Below are 18204 nucleotides of genomic sequence, written 5' to 3'. Positions count from 1 at the left end.
AGTAGGGAACGCGGCATCACCAAACATATTGATCAGCGCCACCACACCAACCGTTGCCGCCCCAATTGTTAGTATTAAAACCTATACTTTTGCTTTTAGCTCTGATTCGGCATCAGCTTTAATCTTGACCAATACCCGACACTGGGAACACTCAACAGGCTCGGATTTCCCAAGCATTTCCATCTGATCTGCAGTAAGTTGATTCCTACCATTGCAGGCAGTGCATGTAGCTTCAACACAATCACTCATTTTCACCATCCCTGAAGTTGAGTTAATTTTTAATCTCTGTTTACTGTATTGATCCGCGTGTCGCCGCTGAGCTCCCTCTGTCTGGCAAGACCCTCAGGCTCACCGCTGGCCACGGTTAGTTCCCTGGCCGTAAGGTCAGGCCATTAGCGGGCTCCTTGTCTCAAATCGGCCAAGAGCCATCAGGGCGCTTCTGGCGATACTCTTCCATCGAAATTCTGCCCAGTTGGGGTGTCAGTTTGCACACCCGACTGTCCCACGGATACTCTCGTTGGCGTCTAAGCACTTCCAGGCCCTCACGGGTTTTCCATTCTTCCAGGTTCAAGTCACGCCAGTAGCGCGGGTTCTGTCCAATCTCTTCATCATGTTCGCGAGTCACTGGATCCAGGTGGCGGAAAGGCTCCAGGCGAGGGACGTCCGGCAGAGGCTGAGACACGTCCATGTAGCGTTGAAGCATGTCCCACAGCGCGTAAACTTCGGTTTTCTGGGCTTCAATGCCGCTGAACCACAGCTTATTGAAGGTCTTCTGGGTATAGCGATGCACGAACATCAAACGGTAGAAAATACCACCCTGCTGGACGACTCTCTCAACATAGGCATCAAACTCTACGAAGGGCGCTTCGAAAAAGCGTTTTCGCCCAAGGGCAAACCGGATCTGACCTGTTTGTCGGTTGAACTCGCTGCAACCGTCTTCGAACACCTGATCCAGTTTTTTGTTGATGCCTTTTTCAAAGGGCCTCATAACAAAGCCGATACCGGTGCTCATGAGCCAGTTGGTGGTTGGGGGGATGATCCACAATGAAAAAAACAACCATCCCGGCCCAAGAACACATAACAGCAACACAAGAAGAAGAGCTGGAAGCTCATATGTTTCAGCCAGTTGCACCCAGCCCCAGACAATAGCGGCTCCGCCGCCAATTATTAGGGTGAAAATCCACGTGAAGGGCAGTAGCAAGAGAAGAAACTTGAACCCCAGCTTCTCATTTAAAAAACGAATTTTCTGATGATCCCACCACCAGTCTTTACTCTTAAACTCAGGATCCGTCTGTTCGTTCGTTTGCAGTGCATCCACATCCTCAATAATCCGATGGTAAGGGTCGGCGTCAGCGTAGGTACCTAGCGGCTGCAATTCATCACCAAAACGATTGCGCTCTCTTGGGCTCTCCGGAAGTGCGTTAATGGTGCTCCCCCTATAAACAGTCGCGGTAAAAATCGACGCCTCTTTCTTGTTACTCACACAAATACCTCAGTAAAGAACCAGTAAGGAGACTCGGGTTGCGAATATGGGTTCATAAGCGACCTGCTTTTCAGTGGCGGTGTTCCATGGCGCTTTCTATTAAAAGCCTCATAGTTCTCATGGACAGGTGCCGGGAACACGAGTGGTCCCAACTCGGTATCCACCACCGCTTGCAACCCGACTCTCACACTGGTGGTAATCGACTGGCTATACCCAAAACGGCTGTAGTCACTTTCAGATATTTCTCGTTTTACCAGAAACCGAACCGCCGATTGGTGGGGAAGCGACTGCCTTCCAGTAATTTGCGCACTCAGTACCTGATCTGTCTCGACCTTATCGGAGCCTGAGGACGCCATTGATGACGACCAATAAGCATCTTCCTGCACCACAAGGCTGAACGGGTTGGACAGCGCCTCTGAGAGGGATTTACTTGTGATTTTCAGCCTGCTGATTAAAGGTGTCTTCAGAGTAATAACATCATCAGGCGCCGGTTGCTCGCCAGAGTGAATCAAGTACGGATCAGGATCAGCATACTGCTGTGCTGCGCCTTTCGGGGCTTCCGGGCAAAGCACTTATATCTGAGCTGCAACGCACGATGCTGCCCGGTTCTGCCATCACCTGAAGCTCCTCATGCGGTCAACAAAGCCTTGCATCAAACTCATCACTGACCTGCGCAAATATTTCAAGCGTGCTTTTCCCTGGATGGGCTTTTAGCAGCTCCCGGACACGTTCGCTTTGACGCTTCAGCTCATCACTGGGCTTGGCCCACTGACTTTCCGGCAAGAGCTCGGACCAGCGCTGCATCGATTCTGGCATGGCTCTACGATTCATCGTGTTAAGCTTTTTAGCCTCCCATTCCACCAGTCGATTGGGAACGGTCCAAAGCGTCATCATGTGGTAAAGGTACCAACCAACCAGATAAAACAGGCCCACATCGCCCTCTCGGTACTGATTGTGGGCTCGTTTTCGGGCATTACGGAACACATGGACGCCTCCCCGGGGGTGGGTCATCCGGTCCCTGCAAGTCCAGTGGATCCTGGATTTCCTTTAGGGTATGCACTTCGTACTCCATGTAAGCACGGATCGCTTCCCAAGTGCTGATAGCTTGGGACTGGCCGTAGGTTTCAAACTCCAGGATGTATTTCTTACCGGTGTCTGGATGAAAAAATCCAACCCCAAAACCATATTGGCGCTGGATGCCGTATTCGGTGAATCCCTGTGCTTCTGTAATCCAAGCGACCAACTCTTCCCAAGGAACGAAGATTGGGGTTCCCCCTCCTTCTGGCACAAAACAAACTTCCCGGCGTTGGCGGTTGAAGCGGGTCGGAATTACGGATTTTAGTTTCCCGTATGCCTGCCAGCGAGGGAGAGAGAGCATGACAAAACCAAAAAGCCCTCCCCAAACAGCAATCCAGAAGGCAAATTCAAAGGTTACTCGCCATCCCCATAGAGCATCTTCCCATCCATCTCCAAAAACAAACCCACCAAGCAAAGCCAGGAAAGGGAGAACAAAACCAAAAAGCAAAAAGCAAAAAGCAAAAAAAGGGTATGCCTATGGTCGCTTGCCAGCCAAATACCGACGTCGCTCCCGCCCCAAAATCGAGAAAACTATCATTCACCTCCCCTACGGCACGACCATGATCCACCGGCGGCAAGCCAGTCGGTAAAGGCTTAGGAGACAAAAAGGTCAGCTTGCCGCTGGGAAAAGGCTCAGTGCGTCCCACGCGAGGGGACTGTTGTGACTGATTAGCTTTCCGAGTCATTAAAATCCATCCGTCATTATCAGTGGCTGATGCAGTCGCCACCAGGTGGTTTTAGCTTTTGGCGCCTCCTGAACAGGAGTCAACGGATAAGCACTATCCGGGGCCGACTTCAATAGATAGACAGAACCTGTGTAAGCCCCATCCTCCTGAAGCACCTCCAGCTTCACCATTAAGACAAGGATCTTAGTGCGAACCCCATGCTTGGTTTTTTCATGAACCGGAGGGCGAAAATTCAGTTGCAAATGAGCAGCATCCTCGGATGCCTCAAGACTTCCAAGAATAGCTCCAGTGCATGGGACCCAGGTTTCTGGCTGAACAGAAAACTTCCCTCTTCGTCCGGGCTGAACTTGCCAAGCGACGATGGACACTCGGTATTGGGCTTTACCATCCAAGGGCTCTGCCAGACTTTGAGGTGGCAAACTATGAACATTAAGCTGCAATCTGACTGGATCACCTTTTTCTTCAGGTACCTTTTCAAGAGTTACACTTTCGCCAATTCTGGGGAAAGCCGCTAAGTAATCCTCACGCGATCCGTTATGGATCTGGATGGGCTCATTAGACCATGGCGTAGTTTGCAACCACTTATCCCGCTCACTCAAATTATGTCGGTTATACAGCCAGGTACCACCCAGCTCAAACACGGTAAATACCAGCCCAGCCACGTTCAAGCGGGCAAACAGACCGGACAAACTTCGTCCAGCGATAGCCCACGCTGCGCCCTTGCTATCCATTCCTCGTGCGGCAAGAACTTTAGAGAACGACTGGCCGGTCCGAGAAAGTCCGTAGGCATTGACTCCCGCTAGGCCGCTACTACCAACCATCCCCAGTACCGCACCTGCCTGAGCTTCAGCATTGCCTGTCCTGACAGCGGCCACTATAGCTCCCGTCAGGCAACGAACGAAGGCTCGCCTGAAGCTCAGTGCTTATGGAGGTATCAGGCGAACGTTTCTCTTGTGCCGCCAACCCCAACGGATCCACCCACCCCGTAGGGTTAGGCACATACTGATAATTATTCAACCCACCCGCAAGGCCAATCGGATCGGGCGTGATGAATCGGCCGGTATTGGGGTTGTAGTATCGATGCCGGTTGTAATGCAGACCGGTTTCGGGGTCATGGTACTGGCCCTGAAAACGGAGAGGGTTGTCGATCTCTGCAACCTGCTGCTGAACAACATTCCCGTAGGTGCGATAGTCATCCCCGGTTTCTTCGGCAATGAGTCGGTCGCCCTGCCACAGAAACTCGGTGCGAGTCAGGCCGTTGGTTTTGGCGATACGACGACCAAAGGCGTCGTACTCGTAGTGCCAGGTGCTGCCATCCGGCATTGTTACGCTCGCAAGCCGGTGCTCGCAGTTGTAGGTATACCGTGTAACCAGTTTCTGGCCTTTGCCGCGCCGCTCCTCAATCAGGTTGCCGAATTCGTCGTATTCAAAATGGCTGTCACCGTGCATGGTGAGCCGATTGCCGCGCACATTGGCGGCTTGACCACTCGAAGCGCCCAGGTTTTGTTCCAACAGGTTGCCGGCCGGGTCGTGTATGAGTTGCTCATAGAGATCGCCCCGCACGCCAACCAAACGATCCATCGGGTCGTAGACGTACTGCCTAAGCCCTTTGCGACTGTCCTGGATACTTTTGAGGTTGCCGTTGGGGGCGTACTGCTAGTCCCGCTGGGCGGCAATGCCTTTGATACGGCTTTGATGCACTCGGTGCTGAGTTAGTCGACCTTCTTCATCGTAAACGTAGGCACTGAGCAGGTCGCCTTGCTGACGTTCGATTTCCTCGCCGGTAGACGCCATTCGGTGACGGGTCAGGGGTTGGCCATTCAGGTCGATGCCCGACAACAGTCCCGCTCATAGGTGGTGGTTTGAAGTACGTAGCTGGAGGTACCGTACTCGGCCTTCTCCGTCAGATGACCATTGAGGTCATACTGGTAGGCGGTGCGATGACCATCAAACGCAGTCTCCTGTTGGACCAGGCCATTCGGGTTGACCTTACGGCTGTATAGTCATTAACTGGTTCAGTTCATCCACAATGGGTGCTTCCCTTTTCTCACAACTGGCCTATTCCTGAAGCCACTCAACGCTTGAGAGCGTGCCCTGAATGTGTGCTTTGGCGCCCTTATCCCCTACCCGGGCGTTCACCACTACCTGCTTGTCGACCTTGTCGTACTGCAGGTAGGTGACAATGGTTGTATGCTTGAGCAAGTCCGCCGGAAACGCCTCCCACTCGCTTCCATTCCAAATTTCAATGTTCGGTTCATCGTTTAAGTTCAGCGTAAGCGTGCCTCGGCCTTCGAAGAGAACCAGGTCACCTTGCAAGGCCCATTCACCTTCGCCAACAATATTGACAGACCGGCCCTCAACCGTTAACGATTCCAACTCGATATCCGGAAACCATTGCGCCGGCATCAATCCCAAATCCAGTGTTTCAGTCATTGCTGGCCTCCCCGTCAAAACGGGCCAACCACGCCTGATACTCGGGTGCATTGTAAACTTGCTTTTTGTCTACCCGCCCCATGGCGATGCCGTCGTGATCCGTCGAGCGAATAGGGCGCAGCACCTGTGCTGCTTGTCGATAGGCCGGTACATCCAGCCCTTGTTCCCGGTCGCCCAGTAATGGCTTGTCACCAGCTTGAACGATCAGGCCGCCAGTGTATGTGGTGAGCCACTCATTCGGCAGCTTCTCACGCAGTGCTGCCTCTCCACCCAGTTGATCGACGTAAGGCTGACAGATAGCCGTGAGCCAGTTAGGGGTTTTAATACTCTTAAGAAGCTCCCTCGAGTGACCGATATCGTCACTAATATTCAGCCCCGCAAACCGCTCCCCCAAGGGGAAGACCAGTGGATCAACCCGGGTTTCATAACCGTGAGAAATCGCAAGACCGAAACCGGCATAGGCTTGTTCTGCATTAAGCAAGCTGCACCAGCGCTGGAACACAGCTGGCAATTTTTCATCGCGGTTCATGAAAAAATCGATGGGGAAATGCATATAAATATAGGAAAGGTAGCTGTCCATAGAGGCCGGTGATTCGTGCCCATCAACCTCGCCTCTGCCAAATGATACGACGTCAATATCGGAGGCATCTGTTTTACGCCCCCCTCCATGGTAAACGAATTCCCATGCTTCATCCTGAGGCACGCCCGGTAACCATTCCTCGGGATAGGGATACGGCGTTTTTTTCAGGCTTTTCCACCGCCCCGTGTTGGGGTTGGTGGTCCATTTGAAGTCCGCACCAAAATAGGCACGGTACTCATCAAACACCGATAGCAATGCAGCTCTCTGCTCAACTTGCCAGGCGTTCCGGAAGTATATTTCCACATTCAAGCTGAGCTTGAGCATTACGCCGTCGGCGTCTTCTATCGTCATTAATTGTTTCAGTTCATCCACGGTGTAACTCCTTTCAAATTGTCTTTGCGCCTTGCCTAAAATGCAGCGCCGATTCGCTCAAGGCTGGGTCGTAGCAGATGCATACGTTCGGATACGATCCGCACAGCCTGGCTGCTACCGCGTACAACTGTCGACGTACCGCTGGCAAAGCGTGCACTTTGCAGGGCCATCCGTGTACCGAGTGGCACTAAAAGGAAATCATCCGCCGTGCCAATACCCGTGGCATCATCCAGAACCAAAGCCGCCATCGCAACGCCTATAACAGCAACCTCAAGGCCCAACAACAACGCATCACCAAAACCATGCTCTTCTTCCTGCTCATACATGGCTTGCGCGGGTTGTAAATTGTCTTCGGGGAGAAGTTGCTGCTCGGTACCATCGCACTGGCAGGTCTCCTCATTTAGCTCACGCAGCCCCTCTCTCGAGCCCGCAATATCGCGATAAGCATCCGCTTGCCCTTTTCCCCAACGATCCCCGCGAAATTTTACCTCTACAACGCCCAGTAAATTATCCTGAGTCGGCGGTTTGCATGGGTCTTTAAGTACCACTGCATCGGGAATTCGCAACTCACCTTTTGAGTAAGATTCCACCTCGTCCTTCGCTAGCGCAGCAACCGGTGTTTTAAGGCGACGAATACGGTTGATCATGTGGCCAAAATTACGAATGGGCGTGTTGGTTTCCTGGCCCATATTATCTTTTAGCATCAATGGCCTGGGTATTTGACCTGGGCCTCTTGGCATGTAATAGCCTACTTCGGGCCGAATACCCGTATCCGCTACGGTATTGGCTGCATCCAAGGAAGCATCTACGCACATCTGTTTCAGATTACGGCCAGTTTTAGACTTCATAGGATTGATGCTGCAAAAGCAGACAAAACTACAAATAAAAGCAAGCTTGGGTGTAATGTCGTTATTCAGCGGGCAGCTTTGCGTTTCGCTCATCCTTGATTACTCCAGCGTTGTTGGCGACGCTTTTCAGTTAAAACGTTTTCATCAAAATCCGGCATCCATTCCCGGTCGTGATATTCAGCATAGGTGTTCGGGGCGACAGCTATTTCTTGTTCCAACCGGTCCATTGCTTGATCAAAGCCCATATTGTTCAAGTAAGACTGTGCCTGTCTTGATTGATAAAAATGAGAGCTATGTTCGATGCATAGCCGACAAAACCTGGTTGATTGAGATTCCTCGGGGTCAGATAACCACTGGTACATCGCATTCAGTGATTCATCTACTCGCGATTCGACAAAGGCAGGTTCTAAATGCATCAGCCGCCACGTTATGGTCGTGTTAAGTCTCGTAATAACCTGTGCACGCAATGAGCGGTGGAACAGCACGCGCAACCTGTTCCGGTGCCCTGAGGTTAACTTTAACCAAGGCTGCCCGAGATCTTTCATGGTAGCGTCCGCCTCCTCTAGAGGGCGAGCTGCCTGCCACCAGCTGACATTTCCTTCAATTTTTCGGGCTGCCCATTGGGTAACAGGCCCACTGAACAACCGTTGTTCGGTTGTCGATAATGCATCCCAAAAAACAGGTAACGTATCCGGATCATAGAAGCGGAGCATCATTTCATCGTCATCAATGCTCTTTACTGTTAACGTTTTTCGCAAGTGCGTTGCCACTGCGGATAAATCACTATCAGAAGCCAACAAAACTCCCCAGTTCAATGTGGGGCGGTTTTCGGAAAGCCACGCTAAAAGTGGGCTATCGGATGTAATCTCAAGCAGTATTGGTGAAATTTCAATTAAATGGGCAAACGGTGTGCTCACGTACAACGGTTCGCTATTACTAGCTGCAGAGAGCGCATAACAGCGCTCCCTAAGCTGCGGTATAGCTGCATCGATAATGGCAAACGTTCGCATTTGTGGGTCGAAGGGCCACATTATGCGATACCTTGCTTCATGCGTTCGGAGCAAATTTGACAGAATGGCTTGCCGTTGATGGCTGCCTGCTTCAATGCCAGAGACTGGCCTTCCGTTTCAGCAAAACCGGCAGGATGAAAAGTGGGCGCTATCGGTTCATGAGAATTTCCTTCCAGATTCTGCGGCACTCCCGGCATCACTGCCCCCTGCCCACTCCCACTCCCCGGCGCCCCACCAGAATTAATCTTTATCCCCGGCCCGCTCAGTGTTACGCCACTGGGATCCAGTTTGATAAAGCTGCCACCGCCGGAGATGGTAATTTCGGCACCGGCATCCAGTACTACTTTGGCGCCCGCTTTGTGGTGGGCTTCGCTGCCGGCTTCGCAGAGGGTGGCGCTGCCGGATTTCTGGTGCAGGGTGCCACCGATGGTCTGGCTGCAGTCGGCTCCAATAGTTTGGCGCTTTTCGCCGTCCACGGTAACGTGGTCGTTGCTTTTTACGTGGCTGAAGCGGTCGTTCTCAACGGTTAGATGGCTGTCGTTTTTGATGACGTCGGTGCGGTTGTTTTCCGTGAGCAAATCCAGGTCTTTCTGGGCGTGGATGTAGATTTGCTCTTTGTCCGCTTCGTCCTCAAACCGCAGTTCGTTACTGCCCTCGCCCTTGTGGGTCTGTGTTTTCAGCGTGGTGCGGGTTTTGTGTTCCGGCAGCGCGTAAGGCGGTGTGTTGGTCGCATGATAAGTCCGGCCGGTGATGATGGGCTGATCCGGGTCGCCGTCGAGGAAAGAGACGATGACTTCGTTGCCAATTCTTGGCAGGGCCATGAAGCCATACTGGCCGCCCGCCCAGCCCTGGCTTACGCGCAACCAGGCACTGCTGTGTTCGTCGTTCTTGCTGTATCTGTCCCAGGGGAAGCGCACTTTTACCCGGCCAAATTCGTCGCAGTGAATTTCTTCCCCTTCGGGGCCGGTCACTATGGCGATTTGCGGGCCGTCCATGAGTGGGCGGTGGGTGATGTTTGGCCGCCAGGTTTTGTCGGCGGGCACGGCGCTGAAGGTGTTGTGGTAGCTGGTGGGTTCGGAGCCACCCTCTTCTTCCATGGCCTGAGGCTGTTTGCCAGTGTGGATAACAGCCGTGAGCAGCCAGTCCCGATTCAGCTTGGGGTTGTCGTGTTCGGTGAGTTCGGTTTTGGCCCCGCATGTGAAATCTGCGCGGTTGCTTTCGCCTTGAGCTGTGCTTGCATCATTTCTGAGCGCATCCAGCCTGGCTTCGGTAAACGGCTGGCCGCTGGCGTCGGCTTTGAAGCGGCCGGGGTAATCAAAGTGCTGGTAATCCTGCCGTTGGTTGGCACCGGCGGCACTGTGTTCGTGCATCAAGGCGTAGGCAGGGTTTTTGAAGGTGTAATCCTTGGTGGCTACGGAAGCGGCGCGAACCCGTTCTTCGTAGCGGAAGCGGAATACCACAGGTTGCTTGGTGCTGCCGCCGGCTTTGCCATTGTATTCGGCGGTTTCAAGTTTTGGTGCATCGCCGTGGTGGTCGGCAATAATCAGACCGGGTTGTTCGTTTCCATCCACGCTGCCGTGCTGGTAGCGGTAGTGCCAACCTTCTTCGGCGGCCAGCCGCTCGATAAAGGCCAGGTCGCTTTCCCGGTGTTGTACGCAGTATTCCCGTTCCTGGGGGGCGCGCTTCAAACCAAATACCGAATCCACTATGCCCCGCTCTTCTAACAGGGTGCGCACGATAACGTCTGTGGTTTGGGTCTGGAAGATACGGCTGTTGTGCATCAGCCCCAAGCGCCACACAGGCGGCTGGATAACAATCTCGTAGCGGGTGCGCCGATGACCGGAATCGCCCCGGGCAAATTCGTTAACTACGCCAGTAAAACGGCGAAGGGGCATGCCGTCCTGCCACACAACCAGATCGACTTGCTGCTCCAGAACTTCGGAGGCATCAATATCCTGGTCGGTGCTGGCCAGTTCAAGGCGGCCATGAAATAGCTCGGATAGCCGTTCAGTCAGCGTAAAGCCGACAACGGAAAATAGATCAGAGGGGAGTTCGCCAACACGGGCGGTAAACTGCAGTCCGCTTGCCTGGGGCATGTCTTCTATCCCTGAAGATTGGTGTGTTATCCATGCTCATCCTGAGCCGGTGCCCGATTATAACCTCCCGATTCCGGAATGTAACCCCGCTAACCGGTATGGCCAGAAACATGAGAGCTTGACCACAAGTTTATTCTCCTTCAAGCTAATCTGGTCTCTTTACGCAACCTAAATGAAAAGCCGGCCCAAGACCGCCGCCCCTCAAGTTGCGTTCCACCATGCATAAGCAGAGGAAACACCATGAGCCAATACCAAAATCGCGCCATTGTGCTGAAGCAGCGTCCCAACGGCGAAATTCAGGACGGTGATCTGGCGATGGAAGAGCGCCCGGTGCGCAAGCCCGAAGAAGGTGAGGTTGTTGCGCAGGTGTTATGGCTTTCGCTGGACCCATACATGCGTCCGCGAATGAACGATGCAAAAGGCTATATGGATCCCATTGCGATAGACGACCCCATCGTGGGCGAAAGTGTTGCGAGGATTGTTGAGTCCCGGTCAGACAAGCTCAAAATAGGTGATCTGGTTACCTGCTATTCCGGCTGGCAGGAGTATGTCACCTTCCCCGCAGATGCGCCGATGGTGTACAAGATCGATCAAAAAGAAAACGTACCCCTGCAAACCTATCTCGGCGTGGCAGGCATGCCAGGACGCACGGGCTACTGCGGTTTAACCTACTTGGGCAAACCGAAATCCGGCGAAACGGTGGTAGTGTCCGCAGCTTCCGGCCCCGTGGGCACAGTAGTTGGTCAAACCGCCAAACTTGCGGGTTGCCGCGTGGTGGGTGTTGCAGGTGGCCCAGAGAAGTGCGGCTATGTGGTAGACGAACTGGGCTTTGATGCCTGCGTGGACTACAAAGCGGGCAATCTTGAAGCCGATTTGAAAGCCGCCTGCCCAGACGGTATCGATATTTATTATGAAAACGTAGGTGGTGACGTAACCAGAGCCGTTGCGACACTACTGAACCCCGGAGCGCGGGTGCCCATTTGCGGTTTCGTCTCGGCTTACAACGCCAAGAGCACAGATAAGGTAGAGACACCGTTTGATATTCTCAAGCGTCTCGACCCGGTTCCGGAGCACCGCTTCTTCCTGGTAACCGAGTGGCAGGACAAGCACCAGGAGATTACCGACATTCTCACCAGTCGCATTGCCTCTGGCCAGCTCAAGTACCGTGAAACGGTTGCTGAAGGCCTCGAAAACGCTGTTGAGGCCTTCAAGGGCATGCTGAAGGGTAAGAACTTCGGCAAGCAGTTGGTTCACATCGCCGATTAAAGCAACTGGCGCACAGCGCCGGGAAGGCTACTCCCCTATTTGGAGAAGTACCTTCCCGGTATTTTTGTTGGCTTCCACATGGGCCATAGCGTCTTCAACCTGCTCAATGGGCCAGGCACTGTCAATCACCGGCTCAATCTGCCCGGCAACCAGCAACGGCCAAACATGACGATACAAATCCTGCATTACACGTTCCTTATCTGCGACTGAACGGGAACGCAGGGTCGAGCCGATCAACTTGTGGCGCTTCATTAGCATGAGACCCAGATCAACTTCTGAAAAACGCCCTCCCAGAAGACCGATCAGAACAATGCGGCCATCAGCACTCAGGACCTTCTGATCGTCCTTAATGTACCCTCCGCCAACCGGATCCAGCACCATATCTACGCCGCCCCAGCTTTTCACCGCATCCACAAACGATCCGTTCTTGCGGTTCCAGGTGCCCGTTGCACCCAGCTTGCGGCACACTTCCAGCTTGTCGTCGTCACCTGCAGTGGCAAATACCGGATTACCAAACGCTGTGGCTATCTGAATAACCGTGGTACCCAGGCCACTTCCTGCCGCGTGCAGCAACACACGCTCACCGGGCCTAAGGTCGGCTTCCTGATATAGATTCAACCAAGCTGTCGCAAACACTTCCGGAAGCGCTGCGGCTTTTTGCAACGAATACCCCTTGGGTATGGGCAACACCTGAGCCGCGGGAACCACAACCTTGGTTGCGTAGCCTCCCCCGGTCAGAAGCGCGCACACTTCATCGCCCACTTCAAAGCCCGTTACGGCTTCGCCGATGGCTGCAATACGGCCGCTGACTTCCAACCCGAGAATTTCCGATGCTCCGGGAGGTGGAGGATAAACGCCCGCCCGCTGAGACAAATCAGCCCGGTTAACGGCCGTCCAGACAACATCGATTTCTACGTGGTTTGCAGGCAGCTCTTCGGAGCTCGCATAGTCTTCCCACACCAGGGAATCACCGACTATCTTGATTGCTTTCATCATGTATCGAATCTCGGCACTCTTGGGTGTCCAGCTATTGAATATCCAGCTATGAATCGCGTGTCTTGTCAGGATACCCCATGTGGATGGGTGGTTCGACTTTGAAGCTAAGGGAATGAGATTCCGATACGTCTATCACCACATCCGCCCTCGCGGGCATTTCCGCAAGGGATGCTCTGGTTATCCGTTCATAGTGCATAATAAACCGTGCGACCTCATCATTGCCCATTACCCGCAACGGCTGCGACTTATCTGCAGAACCAGCTGCAGTTCTGATCCGCTCTGACAGTTTATTTTCCTGCAAGGTACGCCATTCCAGAACGCTTTCCATGGAAGGCGCTTTAAGCATAATCAGGCTATCCAGCTGGCTGAAGAACTCCTTATAAGTGGTGCTCAGGCATTGGTTCACATAGGTGCGCCAAACTCTCTTCGCATCTTCCTGCTCCTCCATTAGATTCACCGGAGCTGCAAGTGCCGTCTTGCTTTGAGCGCGAGCTCCCACACACCAGCCTTCCAGCAAAATGACTGCCGGCCGGCCTTTGAATACTGGCCAATCACCTGCTGGCGCCCTGTCATCCATTGCTTTATCAAACCCAGGGATGGCCGTTTCATCCCCCGGTTGGGCTGTGCGAAGCTGATCTATTACTCGTTGGCCAAGCTCAAGATCGTGAGTACCCGGCACCCCACGGGTTAGCAGTAATGGGTGCACTTGCTCGGCAAGCTCCCGACGCTCTGCTCTGGTAAGGTAGATGTCATCAAGAGAGAAGCTGGCTGTAGGATAATTCCAGCGCTTTGAGAGCAGCTCTTTCATGAACAGCACGAGAGTAGATTTACCTGTTCCCTGCGCACCGTGAATACCTATAACAAGCGTTCGTTGCTCCGATTCTTGGAGCTGCGAGACGTAATGCACCAAGGGCACAATGATCTTTTGCACCGTGTTGGCGTAGCTTTCAGGAAGGCCTTCCTGGTCTATTAAAGTGGCGATAGTATTTTCGAGCGTATTCACAAGCAGAGCTTATTCCCGACGTTAGTTGGTGGTTAGCAAGCAGTCTTATTGATTTGGAGTATAGGCCTTTATATGAGCAGCAAAAGTTTTCGTGTAGAGCACCGCTACCTGGAACTCCCAGACAGCTTCTACACCCGCGTTCAGCCCACTCCACTCAAAGACGCAAAAATGGCGTGCTTCAACCACAAACTGGCCCAGGAAATGGGCTTCCACGTTACCAACGAAGCCGACTGGGCAAAGATTGGTGGCGGTGCCGAGTTACTTGAAGGCATGGACCCGGTGGCTATGAAATACACCGGCCACCAGTTTGGCACGTATAACCCGGAACTGGGGGATGGCCGCGGCCTGCTGCTTTGGGAAACCGTAGGCCCCGATGACCGCCGCTGGGACTGGCACCTGAAAGGCGCAGGAATAACGCCCTACTCACGTTTTGGTGATGGCCGGGCGGTACTGCGTTCAACCATTCGAGAATACCTGTGCAGCGAAGCCATGCACGGGCTGGGCATTCCAACGACCCGCGCCCTGTTTATGGTCAGCGCCCGGGACCCAGTTCGCAGGGAGTCCATCGAAACCGCTGCCGCATTGATGCGGGTGGCTCAAAGCCATATTCGCTTTGGGCACTTCGAGTTTGCAGCTCACAACGAAGGCCCAGAGGCCGTGAAAACCCTGCTGGAGCACGTTATATCCCTGCACTTCCCACACCTGATTCAATTACCCGAGGAAGAGCGCCACGCCCGCTGGTTCAAAGAAGTGGTGGAGCGAACCGCTCGGCTCATTGCCGATTGGCAGGCCGTGGGCTTTTGCCACGGCGTGATGAACAGCGACAACATGTCCATCATCGGCGACACCTTCGACTATGGGCCTTTCGCGTTTCTGGACGATTTTGATGCCGGCTACATCAGCAACCACACCGATCAAGGCGGCCGCTACGCCTACAACCGCCAGCCACAAGTCGGCTTTGCCAACTGCCAATACCTGGCCAATGCCCTTTTACCCATTATGGAAGAGGACACTATTCGCAACGGTTTGCAGCGCTATGAGACCGCCTACAACGGGCGTTTTTTGCAGAACATGCGTGACAAACTCGGTCTTGCTCAGGAAGACGAAGGCGACCTTGGCTTGGTCATGAACACCTTCAGCATGCTCAACGAACACCATGCCGACTACACCACCTTCTTCCGGGCACTCTCAAGCCTATATGATCGCGGCCATGCACCCTTACGGAACCTGTTTGTGGATCGCCAAGTAGCCGATGAGTGGCTTGCGCGTTATGAGGAGCGACTTGAGAAAGAAACCCGCGCACGGGATGAACGGGAATTTGAGATGCGCAAAGTGAACCCAAAATACATTTTGCGGAACTACTTGGCGCAGAAAGTGATTTTGGAGGCCCAGAATGGCGACTTCGAGCCTATGAAGGAACTGCTCAAGGTTCTGGAAAAGCCCTTCGACGAGCAGCCGGAATACCAGAAATACGCTGCGTTGCCGCCAGACTGGGGCAAGCACATAAACATCAGTTGTTCGAGTTAACGGCGGGGAAACAGGAAGGGAGAACCGAGGGCCAGATGTTGCAACCTGACCCTCGGATTTACGGCTTAGCTAACTTCAAACCGATTTGGCAGCAATAATCTTCTCTTGCCACTCAACCGGCCCGGTCTGGTGGACCGATGTGCCTTTGGAATCGACCGCCACGGTTACCGGCATATCTTCCACATCAAACTCGTAAATGGCTTCCATACCCAGTTCAGGGAAGGCAACCACTTCTGCGTGCTTGATGGCCTTGGAGACCAGGTAAGCTGACCCACCCACAGCCATCAGGTACACCGCGCCAAATTCCTTGATGGCATCGATAGCTACCTGACCACGTTCAGCTTTACCAATCATGCCCGTAAGGCCGGTCTTCTCCAACATGGTGCGTGTGAACTTGTCCATGCGGGTTGCGGTGGTGGGGCCTGCGGGACCAACCACTTCTTCACGCACAGGATCAACTGGGCCCACGTAATAAATGAAGCGACCTTTCAGATCCACCGGCAGCTCTTCGCCAGCGTTGATCATGTCTACCATCTTCTTATGGGCTGCGTCGCGGCCGGTCAGCATCTTGCCAGACAACAGAACGGTTTCACCCGGCTGCCACTCTTTTACGTCTTCCGGTGTAATCGTATTCAGATTTACCCGGCGCACACCCTCACCCACTTCCCAGGTGATTTCCGGCCAGTCCTCCAGGCTCGGAGGTGTTTGCAGAGAAGGGCCGGTGCCATCCAGGGTAAAATGCGCATGGCGTGTAGCGGCACAATTAGGAATGATCGCCACCGGCTTGTTTGCTGCATGGGTTGGGTAATCTTTAATCTTCACATCCAACACGGTTGTCAGGCCACCCAAGCCCTGAGCGCCAATGCCAAGATCGTTCACCTTATCGAACAACTCAAGGCGCAGCTCTTCAGCACGGTTCGAAGCCCCGCGCGCCTGCAGATCGTGAATATCAATGGGGTCCAGAAGCGACTCCTTCGCCAGCTGCATGGCTTTCTCTGCCGTACCGCCAATACCTATACCCAGCATGCCAGGCGGACACCAGCCAGCACCCATTTGCGGCACCATTTTCAGAACCCAATCCACCACGGAATCAGACGGGTTCAGCATGGCAAATTTAGACTTGGCTTCAGATCCGCCGCCTTTGGCTGCCACGTGGATCTCAACGGTATCACCTGGCACCATTTTGTAGTGAATAATTGCTGGGGTGTTGTCGCCAGTGTTCTCACGCTTGCCATCCGGATCCGCAAGAATCGACGCTCGCAGCACGTTGTCCGAGTTGGCATAGGCGCGGCGCACACCTTCGTTGATCACGTCGTCCAATGGCATCTCGCAGTCCCACTGAACATTCATACCGATATTAACGAACACGGTCACAATGCCCGTATCCTGGCACAGCGGGCGGTGCCCCTCAGCACACATGCGCGAGTTGATCAGGATTTGCGCCATGGCATCCTTGGCTGCCTGGGACTCTTCCTTCTGGTAAGCCTCATGAACCGCGTCAATAAAATCTTTCGGGTGATAGTAAGAAATGAACTGCAGCGCGTCCGCTACGCTTTCAATCAGGTCATCCTGGCGGATTACGGTGGTCATAGGCGCCTCATCAGGTTGGTATCGTTATGATCGGATCGTCAAAAAACAGGAGGCATAGTTTACCAGAAATTCGCGGGCGCGAGGGATTGGGCAAAAGGCAAAGCTTTTATCTTAACAATCGCCTATAAAAAGGTATCATCCTACTCAAATGACAAAAAGCACTTCAGGAAGCACCCAGGAGACACAGTGACAGACTTCGTTCAATCCCAAATCAGTAATCAGATTCTGACCGTTCGCATTAATCGCCCGGAACGCAAAAACGCCCTTACCCACGCCATGTACACAGCATTGGGCGACGCCCTTGAGCAAGCTGAATCCGATGACGGCATTCGCTGCGTGCTATTTACCGGTAGTGAAGACTGCTTTACCGCAGGCAACGATCTCAGTGATTTTGCCAGTGGATTGAAAGGCAGCTTCAGAGAAACTCCCGTAGGCCGCTTTCTAATGTTACTGGCTAAAGCCACAAAGCCAGTCGTAGCATCTGTAAATGGCCCAGCTGTAGGCATTGGCACTACCATGCTTTTGCATTGTGATTTCGTATTCGCAGGCACTAACGCGCGCTTTCAGATGCCGTTTGCCAACCTGGGCCTGTGCCCCGAGGGTGGCTCAAGCCTTCTACTACCTTCCTGGGTCGGCCGGGTACGGGCAGCCGAGCTATTGATGCTGGGCGGAGCCTTCATTGCAGAAGACGCATACCGACTGGGGCTGATTAATAGAGTGTGCGATCCCTCCGACACCGAGAAAGCCGCACTGGAAACTTGTGAGAAACTCGTCAACCAGGCTCCAGCCGCCATTCGAGCCACTAAAATGCTTCTCAACAAGCCCGTCCAACAGGAACTCGAGGCAACGATGCTGGCGGAAGGCGAACTGTTTTCAGCGCGCCTGAAATCGCCAGAAGCGGCAGAAGCCTTCGGGGCCTTCATGCAAAAACGCAAACCGGATTTCTCACGCTTTAAATAATCCCCTCGCCCGCCAGCTCTCGTGCTCTGGCGGGCAATTGATACATTTTGTAAAAACCCCCGCATATCTTTAACTTGGACTCGACAAACGCCGCCCGGCCATCTATTTTCCATAAAGGCCAAGTTTCCTTCCAAGGAGAGTTTAAAGAGGTTGTGCGAGGAGGATTCAAACAGCAAGAATCACACTTTTGGCTGATCAACACTGGCCATAGTGGCGCTATAGTCATAGATATAGAAATTGGCTTAAAGCGCTGGCTACAATTTCAGACAACCGTTTA

General features: G+C 53.4%; 17 protein-coding genes and 1 pseudogene. 5 read left to right on the top strand and 13 right to left on the bottom strand.

Annotated features, from left to right (window positions below; genetic code table 11):
• Positions 1–409: 409 nt before the first annotated feature.
• The 3 genes from Q0824_RS11105 to Q0824_RS11095 form a co-directional block, all read right to left on the bottom strand.
• Positions 410–1483: a hypothetical protein gene (locus tag Q0824_RS11105; RefSeq protein ID WP_298450319.1), complete on the bottom strand. Its 1074-nt coding sequence runs from the start codon at positions 1481–1483 to the stop codon at positions 410–412.
• Positions 1480–1995, bottom strand: a complete 516-nt coding sequence (locus tag Q0824_RS11100; protein WP_298450317.1) for a hypothetical protein — start codon at positions 1993–1995, stop codon at positions 1480–1482. Before Q0824_RS11100 ends, Q0824_RS11105 begins: the two co-directional genes overlap by 4 nt.
• A gap of 124 nt (positions 1996–2119) precedes the next feature.
• Positions 2120–2494: a hypothetical protein gene (locus Q0824_RS11095; protein ID WP_298450315.1), complete on the bottom strand. Its 375-nt coding sequence runs from the start codon at positions 2492–2494 to the stop codon at positions 2120–2122.
• 43 nt (positions 2495–2537) lie between these two features.
• On the opposite strand from Q0824_RS11095, the gene Q0824_RS11090 reads away from it, so the two are divergent.
• A complete protein-coding gene (locus Q0824_RS11090) occupies positions 2538–2825 on the top strand; it encodes a hypothetical protein (RefSeq protein ID WP_298450314.1) in 288 nt (95 codons plus the stop codon).
• Between the two features lie 34 nt (positions 2826–2859).
• Positions 2860–3150 carry a hypothetical protein gene (locus Q0824_RS11085; protein ID WP_298450312.1) on the top strand — a complete coding sequence of 97 codons (291 nt, stop codon included), beginning with the start codon at positions 2860–2862 and terminating at the stop codon, positions 3148–3150.
• 95 nt (positions 3151–3245) lie between these two features.
• On the opposite strand, the gene Q0824_RS11080 is transcribed toward Q0824_RS11085, so the two are convergent.
• The 7 genes and pseudogenes from Q0824_RS11080 to tssI all read right to left on the bottom strand — a co-directional run bounded on the left by Q0824_RS11080 (position 3246) and on the right by tssI (position 10585).
• On the bottom strand, positions 3246–4067 hold the full coding sequence (locus Q0824_RS11080; RefSeq protein WP_298450310.1) for a hypothetical protein: 822 nt from the start codon (positions 4065–4067) through the stop codon (positions 3246–3248).
• Positions 4068–4260: 193 nt separating this feature from the next.
• Positions 4261–5228 (bottom strand): annotated as a pseudogene (locus Q0824_RS11075) (RHS repeat-associated core domain-containing protein); the annotation flags it as partial.
• 76 nt (positions 5229–5304) lie between these two features.
• Complete coding sequence (locus Q0824_RS11070) at positions 5305–5679, bottom strand: hypothetical protein (RefSeq protein WP_298450308.1); 375 nt, start codon at positions 5677–5679, stop codon at positions 5305–5307.
• A complete protein-coding gene (locus Q0824_RS11065; RefSeq protein ID WP_298450306.1) occupies positions 5672–6631 on the bottom strand; it encodes a type VI immunity family protein in 960 nt (319 codons plus the stop codon). The genes Q0824_RS11070 and Q0824_RS11065 overlap by 8 nt, the downstream gene beginning before the upstream one ends.
• 35 nt (positions 6632–6666) lie before the next feature.
• The gene (locus Q0824_RS11060; RefSeq protein WP_298450304.1) at positions 6667–7479 is read right to left on the bottom strand and encodes a VRR-NUC domain-containing protein; all 813 of its coding nucleotides are present in this window, start codon (positions 7477–7479) and stop codon (positions 6667–6669) included.
• 89 nt (positions 7480–7568) lie between these two features.
• A complete protein-coding gene (locus Q0824_RS11055; protein ID WP_298450302.1) occupies positions 7569–8510 on the bottom strand; it encodes a DUF4123 domain-containing protein in 942 nt (313 codons plus the stop codon).
• Entirely contained in the window at positions 8510–10585 is a 2076-nt protein-coding gene (gene tssI / locus Q0824_RS11050) for a type VI secretion system tip protein TssI/VgrG (protein ID WP_298450300.1), read from the bottom strand. Before tssI ends, Q0824_RS11055 begins: the two co-directional genes overlap by 1 nt.
• A 240-nt stretch (positions 10586–10825) precedes the next feature.
• Here tssI and Q0824_RS11045 point away from each other — a divergent pair, with 240 nt between their 5' ends.
• On the top strand, positions 10826–11851 hold the full coding sequence (locus Q0824_RS11045; RefSeq protein WP_298450298.1) for an NADP-dependent oxidoreductase: 1026 nt from the start codon (positions 10826–10828) through the stop codon (positions 11849–11851).
• 27 nt (positions 11852–11878) lie between these two features.
• On the opposite strand, the gene Q0824_RS11040 is transcribed toward Q0824_RS11045, so the two are convergent.
• Entirely contained in the window at positions 11879–12847 is a 969-nt protein-coding gene (locus Q0824_RS11040) for an NAD(P)H-quinone oxidoreductase (protein ID WP_298450296.1), read from the bottom strand.
• A 46-nt stretch (positions 12848–12893) separates the two neighbouring features.
• A complete protein-coding gene (locus tag Q0824_RS11035) occupies positions 12894–13850 on the bottom strand; it encodes a hypothetical protein (RefSeq protein WP_298450294.1) in 957 nt (318 codons plus the stop codon).
• A gap of 72 nt (positions 13851–13922) precedes the next feature.
• Here Q0824_RS11035 and Q0824_RS11030 point away from each other — a divergent pair, with 72 nt between their 5' ends.
• Positions 13923–15377 (top strand): protein adenylyltransferase SelO, encoded by a 1455-nt coding sequence (locus tag Q0824_RS11030; RefSeq protein ID WP_298450292.1) that lies wholly within the window; start codon positions 13923–13925, stop codon positions 15375–15377.
• 75 nt (positions 15378–15452) lie between these two features.
• Here the strand turns inward: Q0824_RS11030 and Q0824_RS11025 are convergent, their stop codons facing one another.
• Positions 15453–16967: a fumarate hydratase gene (locus tag Q0824_RS11025; RefSeq protein ID WP_298450290.1), complete on the bottom strand. Its 1515-nt coding sequence runs from the start codon at positions 16965–16967 to the stop codon at positions 15453–15455.
• Between the two features lie 186 nt (positions 16968–17153).
• Here Q0824_RS11025 and Q0824_RS11020 point away from each other — a divergent pair, with 186 nt between their 5' ends.
• Complete coding sequence (locus tag Q0824_RS11020) at positions 17154–17927, top strand: enoyl-CoA hydratase (RefSeq protein WP_298450288.1); 774 nt, start codon at positions 17154–17156, stop codon at positions 17925–17927.
• Positions 17928–18204: the final 277 nt, after the last annotated feature.

This window comes from uncultured Marinobacter sp., from assembly GCF_947488835.1.
GTDB lineage: Bacteria > Pseudomonadota > Gammaproteobacteria > Pseudomonadales > Oleiphilaceae > Marinobacter.
Note: the sequence above shows the minus strand (reverse complement) of the source record. Positions and strands in the feature narration are given on the sequence as shown.

Coding starts and splice junctions, on each gene's coding strand:
- Q0824_RS11095 (WP_298450315.1), bottom strand. CDS start 2,494: ATGACCCACCCCCGGGGAGGCGTCCATGTGTTCCGTAATGCCCGAAAA.
- Q0824_RS11090 (WP_298450314.1), top strand. CDS start 2,538: ATGCACTTCGTACTCCATGTAAGCACGGATCGCTTCCCAAGTGCTGAT.
- Q0824_RS11085 (WP_298450312.1), top strand. CDS start 2,860: ATGACAAAACCAAAAAGCCCTCCCCAAACAGCAATCCAGAAGGCAAAT.
- Q0824_RS11080 (WP_298450310.1), bottom strand. CDS start 4,067: ATGGTTGGTAGTAGCGGCCTAGCGGGAGTCAATGCCTACGGACTTTCT.
- Q0824_RS11070 (WP_298450308.1), bottom strand. CDS start 5,679: ATGACTGAAACACTGGATTTGGGATTGATGCCGGCGCAATGGTTTCCG.
- Q0824_RS11060 (WP_298450304.1), bottom strand. CDS start 7,479: ATGAAGTCTAAAACTGGCCGTAATCTGAAACAGATGTGCGTAGATGCT.
- Q0824_RS11055 (WP_298450302.1), bottom strand. CDS start 8,510: ATGTGGCCCTTCGACCCACAAATGCGAACGTTTGCCATTATCGATGCA.
- tssI (WP_298450300.1), bottom strand. CDS start 10,585: ATGCCCCAGGCAAGCGGACTGCAGTTTACCGCCCGTGTTGGCGAACTC.
- Q0824_RS11045 (WP_298450298.1), top strand. CDS start 10,826: ATGAGCCAATACCAAAATCGCGCCATTGTGCTGAAGCAGCGTCCCAAC.
- Q0824_RS11040 (WP_298450296.1), bottom strand. CDS start 12,847: ATGATGAAAGCAATCAAGATAGTCGGTGATTCCCTGGTGTGGGAAGAC.
- Q0824_RS11030 (WP_298450292.1), top strand. CDS start 13,923: ATGAGCAGCAAAAGTTTTCGTGTAGAGCACCGCTACCTGGAACTCCCA.
- Q0824_RS11025 (WP_298450290.1), bottom strand. CDS start 16,967: ATGACCACCGTAATCCGCCAGGATGACCTGATTGAAAGCGTAGCGGAC.